Genomic DNA, 17,575 nt, shown 5'->3' with positions numbered 1-17,575 from the left:
ATCATAAAAACGAATCATAAAAACGAATAAAAAAGGAAAAAGCGAGCCTGCTTTATGCCAGAAGCAGGCTGGTTTCGTTGTTCAGGCTCATGAAGTCTGCGGTTATTATGAGTTTGGTAATGTTGCCTTCGCTGGTCACTTCATAGCTGACATTGCGCTCGCTGCAGTTTGCCTGCATTGTTGCGATCTTTTCCGTAAGCTCGGGTTCGGGGTTCTGGAAGATGGTTGTCTGGCTGTAACTCCCGTCATCGAGTTTTCTGAGGTCTTTGTAGTACTGGGCGAAGGGGACTTCTTCAAACCCTGTGTTTGTGAAGACTTCCTGGTAGATGCTGTCTTCAGGAGACGTCAGGTTCAGGAGCTGGTCGTATTCGTGGGCAGAAGTTGTGTTTCCTTCCATGACATCGATTACGCTTTCAACGTTCTGGCGGGATCCGAGGATTACGGGGTTTCCGACAACGTTCCAGATGTCGTAAGTGTTGTTGGTCCTGGCAAGGAGCTGGTAGCCGCTGTACTCGACCGCACCCCAGGGCATAATAATCTGCTGCTCAGGGATCTGGTGAAGTTCGAAACCTTCTCCGTCGGCGTAATTTGCACTGTACCTTTTCGTAACTTCGGCACCATAGAAGTTATTTATCATTTCCATGTCTCCAAGGGCCATTTCAAAAGGCGTGCCTTCCGTTTTTTGGAGGTCAACATAGAGGGCGTTGACCGGTCCCCCGGGTGACATTTCCAGCCCGTCGGCAAGGGAATTAAATTCATGCTGGACCTGCTTTCCAGGGACCTGGTAGAATGCGATGATCTGGGCTTCCTCTGTTCCTTCTGCAGGAACCGGGATCTCATTATCACTGTTCGTCTTCGAAGTTGCTGTGAAATAGATCATGAAAGCTGATAGAAACATCGTTCCGGCCAGGAAAATTGCCAAATATTTCTGGTTTTTTGTTGCTGGGTCCTTTTTCTTTTTCATTAGTGACTCCTCATAACATCAGGTAAATTACTCTTGAAGGTAAAAACATACATCTGGTATCTAAATTTATTGGCATGAAAAATTTTTCGTATTTGTATTTCTTTTATTCAGAAAACGGTTTGAATTGATTTTTTGAATTGATTTTTTGAATGGTGTTTTAAATTGACTTTTAAGTTAAATTTAAAAATTAAATTTAAAAACTAAAGGCTAAAATTAAAGCTAAAAATAAAGGTAAGAGTCAAAAGCTAAAGTTACATATAAAGTTTTATGGATTTCGGGGTTTCCCGATTTTAATCCATCGTGAGGATTTTTAGCACGTTGGTGCCTCCCGGTTTTCCGGAGGCTGGGCCCTGGGTGTAGATTACAAGGTCTCCGGTCTTTGCTAAGCCGAGCTCTTTCGCCTTCTCCGTAGCTTTTTCCTCCCAGCCCTCAATCGGGTATTTGACATAGATCGGGTAGACCCCATAGGACAGGGAGAGGCAGCTGCAGGTTTTCGGGAAACGGCTGAAAGCCAGGATCCAGGGTTCGGGCTTGAAACGGGAGATCCTGCGCGGGGTTGCCCCGCTCCGGGTCGGGGTAAGGATGGCAGCCACGGGAAGTTTCTGGAGCGCTTCGTGGACCTGGAGGGTGATAACTTCGTCCACGGACATTTCCCTTGCCAGGATACCCTGGAGAATCGTATCGAGCCCCCATTTCGTCCTGATACGCCAGTTCTCGGTGGCTTTTGCGATTTTTGCCATCATCCCCACGGTTTCTGCCGGGTAGCTTCCGACTGCGGTTTCTTCCGAGAGCATTACAGCATCCGTTCCGTCCAGAATGGCGTTGGCAACGTCTGTCGCTTCGGCTCTGGTGGGGCGGATGTTATCGGTCATGGATATCAACATCTGGGTTGCCGTGATCACCGGAATTCCGAGGAGTTTGGCTTTGTAAATGAGTTCTTTCTGAACTGCCGGCATCTCCTGAATCGGAATTTCCACCCCAAGGTCTCCCCTGGCAACCATCAGGGCATCGGCTTCTTCCAGGATCCCGTCTATGTTCCGGACCGCCTGCCCTCGCTCTATCTTGGCAACGATATAGGCGGCTTTTCCCCGGTCTGCCGCAAAGTTCCGGACCTTCCGGATGTCCTCGGCTTTTTCCACGAAAGAGACGCTGAAGGTGTCCACTCCTTCGTCAAGGGCAAACTCCAGGATTTCAAGGTCTCTTTCAGTCACCGTGTCCAGGAAAATCTTTGCCCCTGGCAGGTTCAACCCTTTGTGGGAAAAGAGTTCTCCTCCTATAAGGACCTCGCAGAGTACATCCTTTCCGGAAACCTCGAGACAGCGAAGCTGGATGAAGCCGTCTCTCAGGTAGATAAGGCTTCCTTTCTCCACACTCTCCGGGAGCTGTTCGTAGTTGACCGGGATGCGTTCTTCAGTGCCCAGGACATCTTCCACGGTCAGGGTGACCCTTTGCCCCTTGTGAAGCATAATGGGTTCTTTTTCAAGCTTTCCTATGCGGATCTTGGGGCCAGGAAGGTCTGCAAGGATGGCTACGACCCGGTCAAGTTCTTCCGCGACCTTGCGGACCCGCCGGATTATCTCTCCGTGGCTCTCGAAGTTTCCATGGGAAAAGTTAATCCTTGCCACGTTCATGCCTTTTAGCACCATTTCCCTGAGCATGCTCTCGGAAGAGGAGGCAGGGCCTATGGTGCATACGATCTTTGTCTTGTGGTCCGGAAATTGCATATTTTCACGGCCTTTCAATGTTCAAAGCCTTTTTTTAAAGCCTTTTTTCAAAGCCGTTTTTGGGATCTTTATTTCAATTACATGATGCCCTTAAGGTCCGGGCATTACCGGTAATTATGATTATTCGCCTTTATAGATTTTCAGGGCTTCTTCCACGCTTGTGTTTTCGACTGTTATTGCATAGATGGCGTTGCACATGCGGACGGCTTCGTCCAGGGGTTTCTGGTGGACGTTCCTGCCGGTTGCGTTTCCTTCTGCTCCCGAAATATGGATCTGGGCGTGGAGTTTCTTCAGGAAGGCTTCGGGGTCGTCGCTTGAACCGCCGGCACAGACCACTTTGGAGCGCCCTGCTGCCTTTACAGCTTCCCTGAATATCTCGGCGGAGGATTCGCCGCTTTTCTTCGGGTAGTTGACCTTCACGAAGTCGGCTCCCAGGCATGCCCCTGCTCCGGTTGCTCCGGCTATGAGGTGCGGGTCCTTTTCATCTACCACGGCTTCCCCGCGGGGGTAGATCCAGAGCACTGTGACCATCCCATGCTGGTGGGCGTCGTAAACGACCTGTGCGGCCTGTACGAGCATCTCGGCTTCGAACTCACTGCCCAGGTAGATGGTGTACCCGACTCCCATTATCTTAAGTTCGCTGTTTTCCTTAAACTCGGCAACCTGGTCAACGTCAAGCCAGAGGTTGCTGAAGGGATCAGCCTGTGCGGTTTTCACGAGGTGGGTCTTGGAGTTCACCTTCACAAGATAAGGTACGTCAGGATAGTCCATGCCGTAGCGGGCAATCAGACCGAGCTGGGTTGCAAAGACTCCTATCTTGCTTCCGGCTGCGATCTTAAAGAGGTGCTCGGGGTCAGCGTCGTCTTCAGGGATGCCTTCCCCGAAAAAGTCGTCGTTTAAGTGTTCAACCTTCTGGTCTCCCGCAAAAAGCATGAGCCTGCCGGTGTTTCTGGTGATTTCCATATAATTTTTTACGTATGTTTCGCGCATTGCTTTTGGCACGTCTAAAGGTACGATTACGTCTTCACTTTTAATTGAAACCATGTCTGTAAACCTCATTTTGATTGATGCTGTTATGATACTTTGCGAGATTGATGCTAGTAGATACTTTGAAACCGTATTTATCTATATCTTTCCAACTGGCTTAATTATTTTCATAAAAACGTGTTCTGTATTAATAATCAGGGTCAGAGCCGAAAGCAAAAAGGGGTTTTATTCAGTTCTCAGGTAACGGAATACGATTCTGGTAATGAAACTCTATATTTAAGGCCGGCTGGGTAAAATCCCCGGATATTCTTTAAATTTTCCCTCTTTGCTGTTAGTTTATAAATGTCAGTCTTTCTAATTTCCCCACTTTTCTACATTATGAATATTCTATTTGGAATTATTAAGTATTTCGGGGGTTTGAATACATAGGCAGTTGATACAAACCTTGTTGATTGAGCTGGTAAGTTATATTGTGGTTAAAAGGGGGTGTGGTCCTAAGAATGGTCTGTTCCGAAATGGGAAATATGGTCCTAAGAAGATGATGTGGTCCTTGAAGTAACCCTAAGGATGGTATGAACCCTAAGGATGGTATGTGCTCTGGAATGGAAAATATGTGCCTAAAAAAGTAGAATTATAACAAAACAGGATTTACGCCGCCAGCAGGGCTCGAACCTACGACATTCTGGTTAACAGCCAGACACTCTACCAACTGAGTTATGGCGGCATTTCGGTTGGGAACTGGCTCTCTAAAAGAGCTTTTCCTTGAATTGTACTGTCCTGAACCGTACAGGCTTGAACCGCACGGACTTGAATCGTCCGGACGTGGTTATACGGGTGTTTTTCAGGCTCTCGTACTATTGAGTTTTTCAATAAATAGTTTATGGTGGGCCTGACCGGATTTGAACCAGCGACCACTCGGTTATGAGCCGAGCGCTCTAACCGGACTGAGCTACAGGCCCCCAGCGCTTCTTGATAGTTTTTGAACTGCTTGAAAAAGCATTATAAAAATTGCAAATGACTTACGCCGCCAGCAGGGCTCGAACCTACGACATTCTGGTTAACAGCCAGACACTCTACCAACTGAGTTATGGCGGCTCTTGGTATCGGGTGTGCCCTTTTTTGCTCACCCTGTCGCGAACACTCCTAAAGCGATAATAGTATTTATATATTACGCCTTGGGGGGCCTTTCCGGGGATGTCTTGGCCAAACAACTTAAGACTGCAGAAATGTGTGGATTGTGAAAGATTTCTCTCTGCCTCAGCGCTGCAATCTGTTTTCAATTATTTGCTAGGTGTCCCCGCGGGTGGTGTGGTGTGTTCCGGTTTATGTTCTTCTGGTTCAGGTTCCTTAGCTGTATACCAAACCTTATATGCATTTGGGGGCAATATATAAGATTACGTTTGCATTCTTGTGCGACGTAATGGACAGGTTTGGCCACGGAACGGTTTCGTTCCGGTCAATTTAATCTGCTTTATGCTGAAACCTGCCCGGGGGAATTTGAATCGTGTGGAGCCAGGGATGGCCTGCATGCGCCTTTCGAACAGTTGAGGACCTGGGGACAGTGCTGTTCCAGTACTTTCAGGTATTGTTTAGAGCAGTGTGGTCTTTTTCGATAGAGCAGTATACGGCTTTTTTCCGTTGCTGTTTCGAGCTTTTTGGTCCTGTTTCGGTCCGACCGCTAAAAATGGATCTAAGGGGGTTTATCAAACGAAATATCTTAAAACATGCCCAAAATGTAATGCTGAACTGAAAATGAGTGCAAGCGGGGAACTCCAGTACTGTCCGATCTGCAAATACTGGACACGAATAGGTACTGCAAGACTTGACTCAATTATGATTTACGAATGAGGGGCCTTAATGGATGAATTCAATGCCTCCGTTTACTGCAGCACATGCGACACCCGCCTGAAACGTCAGGTAGTAGGTTCAAACGTTCTCTACTACTGCCGTAAATGCGGACGCATAAGTTCGGTTGCCTGCCTATTTGAAACGTCCGGTGTAATTAAGGAGCAGGTGCCTGTAAGCGGGATTAGCACTCTCAAGAATATGGAATGCACTGAGAGTAACCCGGAGTTTCTGACTGAAATTTAATTCCGGAATATATATGTTACAGTTCGGCCCAATCGAAAAATAATATTGTTTTGAAGATGAGCCTTAAAAGGCTCTTGCTTCTCAATACCTTTTTTCAACTTTTTTTGAGGTTCCTTCTCTTCTTTAAGCTTCTCTTATCCGTTTGGACTTTATTGAAAAAAAGTTGAAAAAAAGTTGAAAAAAAGTTGAAAAAAAGGTTTGAAAAAAAAGGCTTGAAAAATCTGGTATTATTTCCTATTTTGTAAAAGGTGGGGGGTATGAGAATCTGAAAATCTCATTCCCCTGCCTTGAGCACTTTGCAGACGTTTTCTACTTCGCTCCTGAACTCGTCCTGGCTGATCTCGTGGAGGCCTGCAAGGTACATGGCCCCACCTGCTCCTGCTCCCTCTTTGATTGTTCCCGCTTCGTACCTGTGAAGCCCTTTCAGGGTAGATTTCCCAAATCCGGGGTCTGCAACATAGACGGGCACGCCCAGATTTTTGGCAAGTTCCATAAAGTTTGCCGATTTGTCTTCAACTACATAGCGGGTGGTAGCGATGGAGATATTTTCGGTGTTGATTCCCAGGTGCTTGATCAGGGCATAGACAGCTGCCATCTGGGTCCCGCCGCCGAGAACAACCTTAACACCCTTTTCCTGGAATCCTGCAGCAAGGCCGACCACTGCAGGCATCATGGGGTCTCCCATACAGGCGATGGCTTTCATGGGGTCGTCTTTCAGGCTTCCAAAGGTCAGGCCTGAAGCTTCCAGCCCTTCGGCAACTACCCTATTTTTCAGTTCCAGAGGGTTTTCGTCTGCACTGCTGCTGACATTCCCGTCATAACCAAGTGCGCTCAAGACCCCCTTGGCAGTAGTCGTCCCGCCAGGAATACTTTCCCCTATGACTACGTGGTCGGTGTGGTCCCTGAGCCTCTTGGCAAGGAACTTTGCGCGTTCGTAGATTCCCTGCACATCCCTTACAGCAATAGCTTCCCTGATGTCTTCTCCCGGTTTTGCTTTCAGGTCGATGCATGGAACTCCCGGAGTCACGATAAGGCCTGAATTTACAAAATGGTAAGGAGTCCCAGTGAGCTTCAGCGCCGAGCGGGTCATGATAGCAGGGGTTGGGGTGTCATAGGGGGGTGTCATGGGCAGCACGGGCACACTGATTATGTTTCCGGTTTCCATGAGTTCCGCGTCCCCAGCAGGTGTATAGTCCGTGAGTTCGGCGGTTTTTCCTGCGGCTGAGAGCTTCGGGATGTGTGCGGTCTTCGTGTTCGAAAGCACGCATAAGAACAACGGGTTTTTAGGTTTCGCTGGTATTTCCGGTTCAATCCAGGCCATATCATATCTCCTTTATAATTAAAATTAACTCCAGGTAAATTTTCTATAAATATGTGATGTTTCGTACTGTATTTCGCACTAATAGTGTGGTTTAATAGTGTGATTTCTGTGATTTTTGAATTAGTGCCTGAGGTGCGAATACATATCTGATAAATATATGAAGGATTTATCGACTAAATAATATTTAATCTTAATCAACAATAAAATAAAATTTGTTCTTGCTCAAGTTAACTTTACTTTATTTTAGTTTAATTACGACTTCATGTGGCTAATCTCTTTTTAACGCCTAATAAAGATCAATTGTGTATACTTTTTGTCAGTGTTTTTAGTGTTTTTTAGTTTTTTAGTTTTTTTTAGTGTTTTTGGCCTACTGGCAGATTCCGGCGGCTGGATGCCGATAAAGCAATAATCTCCCGGTTTATATATCCAATGAACAGTTTACCGGGTCATATGACTATTTTTATTATATGCAATTTTATATTTCTTCCGATTATGGGCAAATGCCAACATTTAAAAAAAAGAAGTTTTCCTGTGAATAGGGATGTCTCCCGGAGGACACCCTCAATTCCAGTTCAAATAATATATTTCTCATGCCCCTGGTTTTCCCTGGGCAGGCTGTAGAAGTAATTTTTTTTCAGTAGGTCCTTGCCACATACACGCGGGTTCTGGTCTCTTCGCCGCAGATAGGGCATTTTCCTTCATCCGTTCCTTCCTGGTCCAGGGGGATGCCGAGAATTCCGGCTCCGATACGGTCTTCCATAGCAAGTCCGCAGTCCTTCTTGCCACACCAGTGGATCGTAGGCACGCCGTCAGGGAGTTTTTCCTTGACTTCTTCGAGGTCTGAACAGGCAAAGATCCGGTTTTCAAGTTCTGCTTTCGCCTTTTCATAGAGGCTGGTATGGATCGCTTCGAACCTGGAAAGTACTCCTGTTTCAATTTCCGGGAGGGGAATCTGCTCTTTTTCTCCCGTGTCTCTCCGGACTGCAACTGCCACGTTGTTCTGCAGGTCGCGGGGCCCGATTTCAAGGCGGAGGGGAACTCCCTTCATTTCCCACCTGTAGTACTTTGCTCCGGGCCGAAGGTCACTTGAATCGATTTCTACCCTGACGCCAACCCTCTTCAGCCGGGCCTGGACGTCTTTACAGGCTGCAAGGACTTCTTCTGCCCCTTTCTTGAAAATGATCGGGATGATCACTGCCTGGACAGGGGCGATCTCCGGGGGCAGGACGAGGCCTTTGTCATCTCCGTGGATGGAGATGGTCGCTGCAATGGACCGCTCGGAAATCCCGTAACAGGTCTGGTGAGCGTAGCGCTGTTCCCCCTCGGAGTCCTCATAGGTGATGTCAAAGGTCTTTGCGAAGTTGTCCCCGAGGTGGTGGCAGGTCCCTATCTGGAGGGTCTTTCCATCCGGCATCATGGCGTCAATGGCATCTGTATAGTCGGCTCCCGGGAACTTGTCCCATTCAGGGCGCCTCGAGCGGAGCACAGGGACCGCAAGCCTGCGGTACATCTCGGTGTAAAGCTCCACGGCTTCCTTTACCTGGGCTTCGGCATCTTCCCAGGTGGCGTGCACGGTGTGGGCTTCCTTGAAAGAGGTAATCTCCCTGAGCCGGATAAGGGGGCGGGTGTGCTTTGTCTCATAGCGGAAGGTGTTTACTACCTGGTAGAGCTTGAGGGGGAAGTCCGCATGGGACCTGACCCAGATCCTGTACATGGGGTAAATTGCAGTCTCGCTGGTGGGGCGAAGCGCCAGGGGGACGTCCAGGGGGTCTTTTCCTCCGTGAGTCACCCAGTAAACCTCATCTTCGAAGCCTTTGATATGCTCGGCTTCCTTCATGAACTCGTTTTCGGGGATCAGTAGGGGAAAGAGGGTTTCCTGGTGTCCGCTTTCGTCAAGGATTTCCCGGATTATCCCGTAAGTGCTCCTCCTAATTGCGAAACCAAAGGGGTACCAGACGTAGAGCCCTTTTACAGGGTAGCGGACGTCCATGATCTCGGCCATCCACAGGAGGTCGTTGTACCAATCGCTAAATTCCTCTTTTGGAGGGAGTGCTGCTTCTTTTTCACTTTCTGCCATAGCTTCACCGTATTACCGTAATATCAATTAATTCTTATGATGGATTCAAATCATGAAGGGTGTAAACGTAATATTAAAGGATTCAAATGTAATTTCGAAAGGTGTGCAGGGATTTTCCTGTTTGAATTGTAATGGGGTTTTGAAGTTAATTTAAGGGATTTAAGTTAATTTATGGGATTTAAGTTAATTTAAGGGATTTAAGTTAATTTAAGGGATTTAAGTTAATTTAAGGGGATGTAAAATTAATTGTGTGGGGTTCTAACCGTAATTTTAAGGAGTTTAAACTTGACCGTGAAGGGTGTAAGTGCGTAGTATAGGGACAAATGTAGTGTTTTGTTTTTAAATTAAAGCTGGTATACAGGGATAAAAGTTAACAACTATTTGGGTAGATTCTGGAGCCATAAGGGTACGATACTGGCAATATATTAGTACTGCGTGAGCACTGTGTGAAAACTATGCGGGCTTTCTGGTCCCCGGGCCCCTTTCCGAACTATTGAATAATCGGGAAAAAAGAATTAGTTTCCTCCGAGAGGCTGGACATTGTCCGATACGTCCATTTCCAGTTCGGATTTATCAACATCGAATACGATCATACCTGTGTTGAGCTTTTCAATTTCTTCCTTAGTGAGTTTGTATTCCCTGACTTTCTTTGAAATTATCGCACTGTTTCCCATGGGGTCTTCGACTATGACCGTAATCGTTCTTTTACCCTCGATCACTTCATCGAGCATGCAGAGAAGTTCCTGGCTGCGGGATAACCTTTCTTCATCATCTTTTACCCATCTACCTGCCATTTCCAGGACATCCCGGACCCGTTGCAGTACACCTTCGATGTTCGTTATGTATGAGTCCGAAACCGCTCCGGGCTCGATATTGATCCCCATCTCCGGGATGCGGATGGTACCTGAGGTCGAACGTATGACCCTTGCGTCCAGATCTTCCAAGTTTTCAACTGTCAGTTCATAACGCATAGGCTCCTTGCTTGTGAGGATCATGGTGTCTGCAAAGCGGAAACTGCATTTGCAATTCGCACTTATGTACATGACATCCCCGAAATATGGGATATTATCCCTCTGCCAGTGCATCACCATTTCACTGTGACAGAGTGGGCAGGAGACCCGGGTCTCAAAACTTTCTTGTGTAAAAAAATCTTTGTTCAATATCTTCCACCAATGAGTTTGGATCTGTCTATCTTTACGCCCGTGGGGGTTACGATCACAGTACTTCCTTTAACTCCTGCAATGTCTCCGTGGACGTCAACCACTACATCTTTGAGCTCTTTTAAAACCCTATCCCTCAGCAGTTCGTCACTCCGGATGTTCGAAATATCGATCATCAGGATGTTCCCGTTGTACACTTCCTGTTTCAGTGCGGCTACCTGGTTGATGTTCGTTATTTCTGCAATTTTTATGTAGGTTTCCGCAGGTTCGTCCTCAAGGACCTCCTCATACTTGCTGAGGTCAATTTCCGTGTAGTCGTCGGCAATGGTCGCGCTTTTTACGTTGCCGCCAAGGATCTTGTCTATGAGTTTCGCCATCTATGCACGCCTTTTCTATTTTTTTTAATTTAGATAGTACTTTCCTATATTGAAATCTATAACTAATTAAATTTGCTGTTAAAAAAGGCCCTGATTTCCTTTACATAAGATGTCCTTTTTTGGGGGGTTTCCGGGTTGTTTTCAGATCTGATCGGTTTCAGATCTGATCGGTTTCAAGTCCGGTTGTTTTCAGGTCTGATTGTTTTCAGGTCATTTTCTGGAGCCCTTAGCCCCGTATGCTGTGGGGCCGGGACTTTTTCAGACTTCCAGGTTCCAGAGTTTATCTCCAACATAAGTAATTGACTTGATGGCTTTTCCGGAATCTGACTCTGCCATCGTGGAGCCGTCCATAAGGGCTCTCCCTATTGCAAGGGCTTTTCCGTGGGTCTCTTCCACGATGATCACAAGTTCACCTTCCTTTATTTCCGGGTCTGCGTCTACGATTCCGGGGCTCATAATGTCCGCACCTTTCGAAACAAAGCGGACTGCCCCTTTATCCACGACAACAAGACGTTGTTTGAGCTCCAGTTCAAGGGCTCCGCGGACGGTAGGGAAAAGCTTTCCTTCTACTTCAAAAATCATAGGTTTGCCTCCCACCAGGATGAGGGTGTATTCGTCCGTGATTAGCTTTTCGAAGTTGCTGTCGGCCAGTCCGGAAATCCCTTCTCCGAAAAGGGAAACAAGTTCCTTTACAAGTTTGTTCTTCGCATTTTTTCTTAGTTGAACTCTGGATCTTATCTTCAACCAATCACCCAAATATCAAAAAATTCTGTATTGCTATAGCATAGGGGTTTTTGGCTTTTTAAAGCTTGTGCGAAGTTTTTGCAACTTCCTCATTCTTTTCTGGGTAGGTTTCTTGTCTTCTTTCCCTGAGTTCCTTATTTTTCCTCCGGGTATTTTTTGCCCCGGAGCTCCTGCTTTCATTGACTCAATATTCACTCAAGCAAGTCAATCAATTTTCACAAAAAGCATCAGGAGGAGTGCCAGGGCACTGCCAAGGAAAACCTCTTCGTAACTGAAATGGCCCAGGAAGAGGCTCCCTAACACGGGGACCAGGCCTAACCCTGCATAGATTCCTGTGTTGAAAAGCCCCATTGCAAAGCCGCTGGAGCTGATCCGGGAGACGGCCGTGACCAGGCCAACCACCGCGGCTCCCCCCCCTGCTCCTATCAAGGCAAAAGCCAGCAGGGGTAACTTTACGGAAAGCAGGATCCCTGTAACTGCAAAGGTTATCCCTACCCTGATTATGGTTTTATATCCTGCCTTAGTTCTGCCTGCGGCCAGGGAACTCAACATTGCGGCCAGGTATGAAGCAGAAATCGCAATCCCCAGTTCCGGCTTTGTCAGGAAGTCCGCACTGTATTCCGGGAAATTTGCAGTCAGCAGTCCGGTGGTCCCGTAGAGCAGGACCGAAGTGCTCCAGATTTTCCCGAAGCTCTTTCCGAAAAGCGCTTCGCAGCTTTTTTTCAGCTGGCGGCTAAGTTCGGAAAAGAAGGACATTCCCTGGTTCCTTTTGGCAGGACTGACCTTTCGAAATCTGGTGGATTGGTTTATTGCATTTCCCCCGGAGGTCAGAAGTTCCCCGGTTTCCGTGAGAAGGAAGGCGGTGGAAAGCCCCGCCAGCAGGGTGAAGATTCCGATTGCGGTCTTAATACCCTGCCCTGCGAGCAGCCCCGCTAAAAGAACCCCGGCTGCAAGTCCGGCATTTAGCAGGAAATTGAACTCTCCCAGGCTGCGTTTGCTGTCTTTCCATTCGGCTATCATGGAAAAGGCTGCCGGGAAAAATGCCCCGCAACCCATGCCTTCCACAAACCTGGAAATCCCCAGGACCCAGAGGTTGCCAGATAGGAATATGGCAAGGCCCGAGAGGGCAGTCAGCAGAATCCCGAGTCCTGCAACTTTCAGGTTTCCTATCCTGTCTGCAAGGACCCCGAAGGGAAGAAGAGTGAGAAATGCCCCCAGAAAATACCCGGAATAGATCAGGTTCGAGGCTGCGGCAGAGTTTGTGCTCCCTCCTGCAAGTTCCGGAAGGACAGGAATCGCTGCATTGCAGAGTCCCTGGACCGCAAAGACCGAGGAGTAGAGTATGAGTTTTCTTGAGTTCATAGATTATTCTTTCTTGTTTTTCTTTTTTTCACTGTTATTTTCTTCTTTCTTCATCCTATTTTCCTTTCATTCTTTCAGGAAAAAAGCCCCTGTTAGGATGCAGCCGTTTGCCAGGAAGATTTCTTCCAGGCTCAGGACCCCTGTAAAAAGTCCTGCTGTGATCGGGGCAAGGGAAAGCCCTGCATAGATTGTGGTGTTAAAGAGCCCCATGGCAAGGCCTCTGTCTATGTCCATCCGGGCAAAGGCCAGGGAGAACCCTACAATGGCAATTCCCGAGCCTCCTCCCAGGCAGGAGAAGCCGGGGAAAGGGTACTGGATTGCAAGAAAGGCTCCAAGTGCAGAAAAAGCAATCCCTATCCTTATCATGGTTCTTTCCCCTATGGAAAAGCGGCCTATAAGGAGTGAGGTTATCATGGCACAGATGTAGAGGCTTGCAATGGAACTTCCAAGCTGGGCTTTTGTCAGGAAGTCCGCACTATAATCCGGGTAGTAGGCTATGAGAATCCCTACCCCTCCGTTCAGGAGCATGGAAAGGAGCAATATTCTGGAATTCCTTCCCCGGAAAACTGCAGTAAGTGTTCCGAAGGCGCGTTTGAAGGGGTCTGAAATGGAATCCGGCCGGTTTCCCGTATTTCGGTTTCCTGTATTTCGTTTCTCCGTATTTCGGTTTCCTATAGTGCTGTTTACCACGGATCTGTTTTCCGTGGTTTTCTTTCCTGCCTGGCCCGGACTTTTAAGTTCCCGGTTCCTGGGTAGAATGAGCAGGATTAGGAGAAATGACATGAACGTGAAGATAAAAATTGCTCCTTTCAGGTGGGTTTCGGCCAGCAGTCCTGAGAAAAGGGTGCCTGCGGCCAGGCCGGCGTTGAGCAGAAAGGTAAATTCTCCCATGTAGCGCCCCGGGTTCCGGTATTCTGAAAGGGTGGAAAAGGCTGCCGGGAAAAACGCTCCGCAGGCCGAGCCTTCCACAAACCTTGCGAGCAGAAGGACCCAGAGGTTTTCGGAAAGCAGGATGATCAGGCCGGAACCTGCTGTAAGGAGGATACCGAGTCCTATGAACCTGAGGTTTCCGAACCTGTCTGACAGGATGCCGAAAGGGAGCATTGTTGCGAGGGCTCCAAGGAAATAAGCTGAAAAGAGAAGGCTGGAAGCAAACGCCCCGAAACTACTGTGGTCCTGGGCTGCAAGTTCCGGGAGGATGGGGATTACAGCATTTGAAAGCCCCATGATTGTGAGAACCGTTGTATATATCAAAAACCTGTCAGGGTTCATGGCACTCACACCCTGTTGATAGGGTAAATAATCCTTTAGCTTCCTCTTTTTTGTTCTCGTTTTTCACTGTGCCCCCCTTCAGCAGCCCATTCTTGAATGTGTTTCTTTTATAGTGTCATACGCCGGATATTCGGGTTTACGGATATAAAGTTAATTAAAATACTTCTGACACCTTTAATCTTTTCATTTGTAATTATTAATAAGAACTTATGCATTCTTCTAAATTTTAACTCCATAATAATAAATCAAAACTTTTGATTATTTCGGATGCGTGATTATGCATCTGCTGAATTCCTGCTGTTTATGTACATGTTTGACTTTTGGTAAGAATGGGAATCGTTTTCATCCGAACACATCTAATAAATATATCTGTAAAATTGTAGATTTTATTGTCAGTTTTGCTCATGATATTCTTTATATTATAATAACTTGAAGAAAATGGATAGCTATTTATACAATAAATCGGCATAGAATATATTGTGAGCGGGAAACTTTTTTCACATACCATACCCCCCACTCCCCATATGACCCCCCACTCCCCAACCCGCTCACAATCCCTTTACTAAAGTTTGACGAAAGTTAAACTTTGGGTTGGCTAAAGTTAAACCGATTTCAAGGTACTCTTTTTTGAATCCGGTTGTTTTTTAGTTATCTGGTTGTTTTTTAGTTATTTTTTCTTTCCTGAAATCCCAACTTCCTCACTTTAATTACAATGCAGGTATCACAATGTCCGTGGTATTGATAAGATTCCTTACCTCATTCTTCCCTTTATCCTGATTACTTTTTCACATCTGGGGTAGGGTAGACGGCATCATTCCCGGGTAAATATTTTTGAAATTTTTTTTGAAATATTGTAGAATAATCGGTCCCAAAAGTTCTACTGTAGGGCAAAATTTCTTCAACAAGAGCCCTGTTAAAAAATGACCGCTCTGCTGTTTGACTTTGCTCTTTGCTTTTTGCTTTTCAGGGTAAAAAGGGGGGTGAGGTGGTGGGCCGGAGCCCGGATCTTTCGAAATCGTTATCCTCTCACCTTTAAAAGAAGCCTCCTCCGATTATCAGGGAGGAGAATAGGATTGCTGCCATGTTTACTACTTTGATCAGGGCGTTGAGGGCAGGCCCTGAGGTGTCTTTGAAAGGGTCGCCTACGGTGTCTCCGACAACAGCAGCTTTGTGAGCTTCCGAGCCTTTCCCGCCGTGTGCCCCGTCTTCAATGAGTTTTTTCGCGTTGTCCCAGGCTCCTCCGCCGTTGTCCATCATAAGGGCTAACATGAGCCCTACGGCAATGATTCCTATCAGGAATCCGGCAAGGGCTTTCGGGCCGAGGACAACTCCTACGAGCAGGGGTACTGCCACTGCCAGGAAGCCGGGCATTGCCATCTCATGGAGTGCTGCCTTTGTTACGATATCGACGCAGTGTCCGTATTCGGGCTTTTTCGTTCCTTCCATGATGCCGGGGATTTCCCTAAACTGCCTGCGGACTTCGTTTACAACTTCAAAAGCTGCTTTTCCGACAGCGCTCATAGTAACTGCGCTGAACACGAAGGGCAGCAGGGCTCCCAGGAAAAGCCCGACAAGTACTACCGGGTCATCAAGGCTCAAGGCCTGCTCTCCGAGGTTTACCTTGATACGGTAATCTGCGAAAAGGGCAAGTGCACCCAGGGCAGCCGAACCTATGGCATATCCTTTGGTAACTGCCTTTGTGGTATTGCCTACTGCGTCCAGGTCATCCGTAACCTTCCTGACGTCGGCAGGAAGCTTCGCCATCTGTGCGATCCCTCCGGCGTTGTCCGTGATCGGGCCGTAAGAGTCCAGGGCAACGATCATACCTGTGGTGGAGAGCATTGCAACGGCTGCAATGGCAATCCCGTAAAGCCCTATGCTGGAGTCTGCAGCTCCTCCTACGACAAAGTATGAAGCCAGGATTCCTACTACGATCACTACCGTGGGCATGAGGGTACTTTCAAAGCCTATGGACAATCCTGCGATCATGTTGGTCGCAGCCCCTGTCTCGGATGCGGCTGCGATGCTTTCCACGGGTCTGTGTCGGGTGGAGGTGTAGTACTCGGTGATTACTACCATGAGTACCATGATGGCGACACCTACGAGGGATGCATAGTACAGCCTTATGTCTCCCATCAGGGCGTCGGTCACGAAGTAAAATGCAAGCAGGCAGATCAGGGCAGAACCGCCTACCCCCTTGTAAAGAGCCCGCATGATATCCCCGTCCTTTCCTATCTTTACGAAGAAGACGGAAATGATGGATGCAAAGATTGCAACCGAACCCAGCATGAGGGGGTAGAGAATTGCATTTTCGAAAGTGTTGATGATAAGAGATCCGAGCAGCATGGCCGCCAGGGCTGTCACCACGTAGGTTTCAAAGAGGTCTGCCCCCATTCCTGCACAGTCCCCCACGTTGTCCCCTACGTTGTCGGCAATGACTCCGGCATTCCTCGGGTCGTCTTCGGGAATCCCGGCTTCGATCTTGCCCACGAGGTCCGCACCCACGTCTGCGGCTTTCGTGAAGATCCCTCCTCCAACTCTTGCAAAGAGGCTGATAAGGCTGGCTCCGAAACCGAACCCTACGACCAGGTTCACATCCCCGTAAAGGATGTAAAAGCTGCTTGTGCCGAGTAGTGCAAGTCCTACAACTGCAAGTCCTGTCACAGCCCCCCCGCGGAACGCAACGGACATTGCCTTTTCAAGCCCGCTTGAGGCGGCATGAGCGGTCCGGACATTTGCCCTGACCGAGACACTCATCCCGATGTATCCTGCAGCAGCCGAACTTATAGCTCCTGCAAGAAATCCGACTGCTATTTTCATGCCGTCATTAAGCAAAAAGAGAATTAAGAACGCGAGAATGATCGAAACCACTGCGATCGTTTTGTACTGGCGGTTCAGGTAAGCCATGGCCCCTTCCTGAATTGCTCCGGCTATCTCCTGCATTCTCTTGCTGCCGGCATCTTCCTTCAGGACGCCTTTTGCGAAAAAAGCGGCGAAGACCAGGCTTATGAAACCTGCTAAAGGAGCAATAAATATTAAACCTTCCATAAATTTCCTGTCCTTTGGTTTATGATGTTTTTTTCTTTTTATATTTCTTTCATCCCTTCTAAAGCTCCCATCCTTTAGCTTTAATTTCCCTCTCCTTTTTTCGTATTAATTCAATTATTATTTCATACATTTATCAGTTTAATATTATAATTAATCTAAGTGGCAGTTTAGTATTATTTTTATTGATCTGTATGCCACTTTTGTATTATCTTTAAGTGTCTGAGCCTCACTTCAGATTCATTGCGTAAATAGTCATTTTTTATATAAACTTTTGTATCAGCTATCAGGTCAAAGGTTAATCCAATCCTTTTTTTAATTAATATTCATTAATTATTATTTTTTTATTGAGTTAAACTTCGGGTGACTACGATATTTATTCCCTGGTTGTTAAATCCGGGGTCATTGGATACTTTTCACTAATTTTTTTGGCGCTTTTGTTTGTCTAAAT

At 47.3% G+C, this 17,575-nt stretch carries 12 protein-coding genes and 3 tRNA genes; 1 reads left to right on the top strand and 14 read right to left on the bottom strand.

Annotation, left to right across the window (positions count from 1 at the left end; all coding sequences use genetic code 11):
- Positions 1 to 52 precede the first annotated feature (52 nt).
- From ACSAZK_RS06445 to ACSAZK_RS06420, 6 genes are all read right to left on the bottom strand, one after another.
- A complete protein-coding gene (locus ACSAZK_RS06445; RefSeq protein WP_440956543.1) occupies positions 53 to 898 on the bottom strand; it encodes a hypothetical protein in 846 nt (281 codons plus the stop codon).
- 356 nt (positions 899 to 1,254) lie between these two features.
- Complete coding sequence (gene pyk, locus ACSAZK_RS06440; protein ID WP_440956542.1) at positions 1,255 to 2,688, bottom strand: pyruvate kinase; 1,434 nt, start codon at positions 2,686 to 2,688, stop codon at positions 1,255 to 1,257.
- Positions 2,689 to 2,808: 120 nt separating this feature from the next.
- Positions 2,809 to 3,732 (bottom strand): aldolase, encoded by a 924-nt coding sequence (locus tag ACSAZK_RS06435; protein ID WP_440956541.1) that lies wholly within the window; start codon positions 3,730 to 3,732, stop codon positions 2,809 to 2,811.
- Between the two features lie 594 nt (positions 3,733 to 4,326).
- Positions 4,327 to 4,399, bottom strand: a tRNA-Asn gene (locus ACSAZK_RS06430).
- 157 nt (positions 4,400 to 4,556) lie between these two features.
- Positions 4,557 to 4,634, bottom strand: a tRNA-Ile gene (locus tag ACSAZK_RS06425).
- 63 nt (positions 4,635 to 4,697) lie between these two features.
- Positions 4,698 to 4,770 (bottom strand) — tRNA-Asn (locus tag ACSAZK_RS06420).
- 762 nt (positions 4,771 to 5,532) lie between these two features.
- Between ACSAZK_RS06420 and ACSAZK_RS06415 the strand changes: the two genes are divergently transcribed.
- Positions 5,533 to 5,766, top strand: coding sequence for a hypothetical protein (locus ACSAZK_RS06415; RefSeq protein WP_440956540.1), 234 nt, complete (start codon positions 5,533 to 5,535; stop codon positions 5,764 to 5,766).
- A gap of 274 nt (positions 5,767 to 6,040) precedes the next feature.
- Here ACSAZK_RS06415 and cobT read toward each other — a convergent pair whose 3' ends face one another.
- The 8 genes from cobT to ACSAZK_RS06375 all read right to left on the bottom strand — a co-directional run bounded on the left by cobT (position 6,041) and on the right by ACSAZK_RS06375 (position 17,127).
- A complete protein-coding gene (cobT, locus tag ACSAZK_RS06410; RefSeq protein ID WP_440956539.1) occupies positions 6,041 to 7,087 on the bottom strand; it encodes a nicotinate mononucleotide-dependent phosphoribosyltransferase CobT in 1,047 nt (348 codons plus the stop codon).
- 634 nt (positions 7,088 to 7,721) lie between these two features.
- On the bottom strand, positions 7,722 to 9,164 hold the full coding sequence (gene proS / locus ACSAZK_RS06405; RefSeq protein ID WP_440956538.1) for a proline--tRNA ligase: 1,443 nt from the start codon (positions 9,162 to 9,164) through the stop codon (positions 7,722 to 7,724).
- 515 nt (positions 9,165 to 9,679) lie between these two features.
- Positions 9,680 to 10,324, bottom strand: a complete 645-nt coding sequence (locus ACSAZK_RS06400) for a ZPR1 zinc finger domain-containing protein (protein WP_440956537.1) — start codon at positions 10,322 to 10,324, stop codon at positions 9,680 to 9,682.
- Positions 10,321 to 10,701, bottom strand: a complete 381-nt coding sequence (locus ACSAZK_RS06395; protein ID WP_440956536.1) for a cell division protein SepF — start codon at positions 10,699 to 10,701, stop codon at positions 10,321 to 10,323. Before ACSAZK_RS06395 ends, ACSAZK_RS06400 begins: the two co-directional genes overlap by 4 nt.
- A gap of 258 nt (positions 10,702 to 10,959) precedes the next feature.
- Positions 10,960 to 11,445: an RNA-binding protein gene (locus tag ACSAZK_RS06390; protein WP_440956535.1), complete on the bottom strand. Its 486-nt coding sequence runs from the start codon at positions 11,443 to 11,445 to the stop codon at positions 10,960 to 10,962.
- A 204-nt stretch (positions 11,446 to 11,649) separates the two neighbouring features.
- Positions 11,650 to 12,807: an MFS transporter gene (locus ACSAZK_RS06385; protein ID WP_440956534.1), complete on the bottom strand. Its 1,158-nt coding sequence runs from the start codon at positions 12,805 to 12,807 to the stop codon at positions 11,650 to 11,652.
- Between the two features lie 66 nt (positions 12,808 to 12,873).
- Positions 12,874 to 14,079 carry an MFS transporter gene (locus tag ACSAZK_RS06380; protein ID WP_440956533.1) on the bottom strand — a complete coding sequence of 402 codons (1,206 nt, stop codon included), beginning with the start codon at positions 14,077 to 14,079 and terminating at the stop codon, positions 12,874 to 12,876.
- 1,032 nt (positions 14,080 to 15,111) lie between these two features.
- Positions 15,112 to 17,127 carry a sodium-translocating pyrophosphatase gene (locus ACSAZK_RS06375; RefSeq protein WP_440956532.1) on the bottom strand — a complete coding sequence of 672 codons (2,016 nt, stop codon included), beginning with the start codon at positions 17,125 to 17,127 and terminating at the stop codon, positions 15,112 to 15,114.
- Positions 17,128 to 17,575: the final 448 nt, after the last annotated feature.

The organism is Methanosarcina sediminis (assembly GCF_052056915.1).
Classification (GTDB): Archaea; Halobacteriota; Methanosarcinia; order Methanosarcinales; family Methanosarcinaceae; genus MTP4.
The sequence above is the reverse complement of the archived record's forward strand: the minus strand, read 5'-3'. Positions and strand labels throughout refer to the sequence as shown.

Excerpts from the sequence above, each read along its gene's own strand:
- ACSAZK_RS06435 (WP_440956541.1), bottom strand. The coding sequence starts at position 3,732 with ATGGTTTCAATTAAAAGTGAAGACGTAATCGTACCTTTAGACGTGCCA.
- cobT (WP_440956539.1), bottom strand. The coding sequence starts at position 7,087 with ATGGCCTGGATTGAACCGGAAATACCAGCGAAACCTAAAAACCCGTTG.
- ACSAZK_RS06380 (WP_440956533.1), bottom strand. The coding sequence starts at position 14,079 with ATGAACCCTGACAGGTTTTTGATATATACAACGGTTCTCACAATCATG.
- ACSAZK_RS06375 (WP_440956532.1), bottom strand. The coding sequence starts at position 17,127 with ATGGAAGGTTTAATATTTATTGCTCCTTTAGCAGGTTTCATAAGCCTG.
- proS (WP_440956538.1), bottom strand. The coding sequence starts at position 9,164 with ATGGCAGAAAGTGAAAAAGAAGCAGCACTCCCTCCAAAAGAGGAATTT.
- ACSAZK_RS06415 (WP_440956540.1), top strand. The coding sequence starts at position 5,533 with ATGGATGAATTCAATGCCTCCGTTTACTGCAGCACATGCGACACCCGC.
- pyk (WP_440956542.1), bottom strand. The coding sequence starts at position 2,688 with ATGCAATTTCCGGACCACAAGACAAAGATCGTATGCACCATAGGCCCT.
- ACSAZK_RS06395 (WP_440956536.1), bottom strand. The coding sequence starts at position 10,701 with ATGGCGAAACTCATAGACAAGATCCTTGGCGGCAACGTAAAAAGCGCG.
- ACSAZK_RS06445 (WP_440956543.1), bottom strand. The coding sequence starts at position 898 with ATGTTTCTATCAGCTTTCATGATCTATTTCACAGCAACTTCGAAGACG.
- ACSAZK_RS06385 (WP_440956534.1), bottom strand. The coding sequence starts at position 12,807 with ATGAACTCAAGAAAACTCATACTCTACTCCTCGGTCTTTGCGGTCCAG.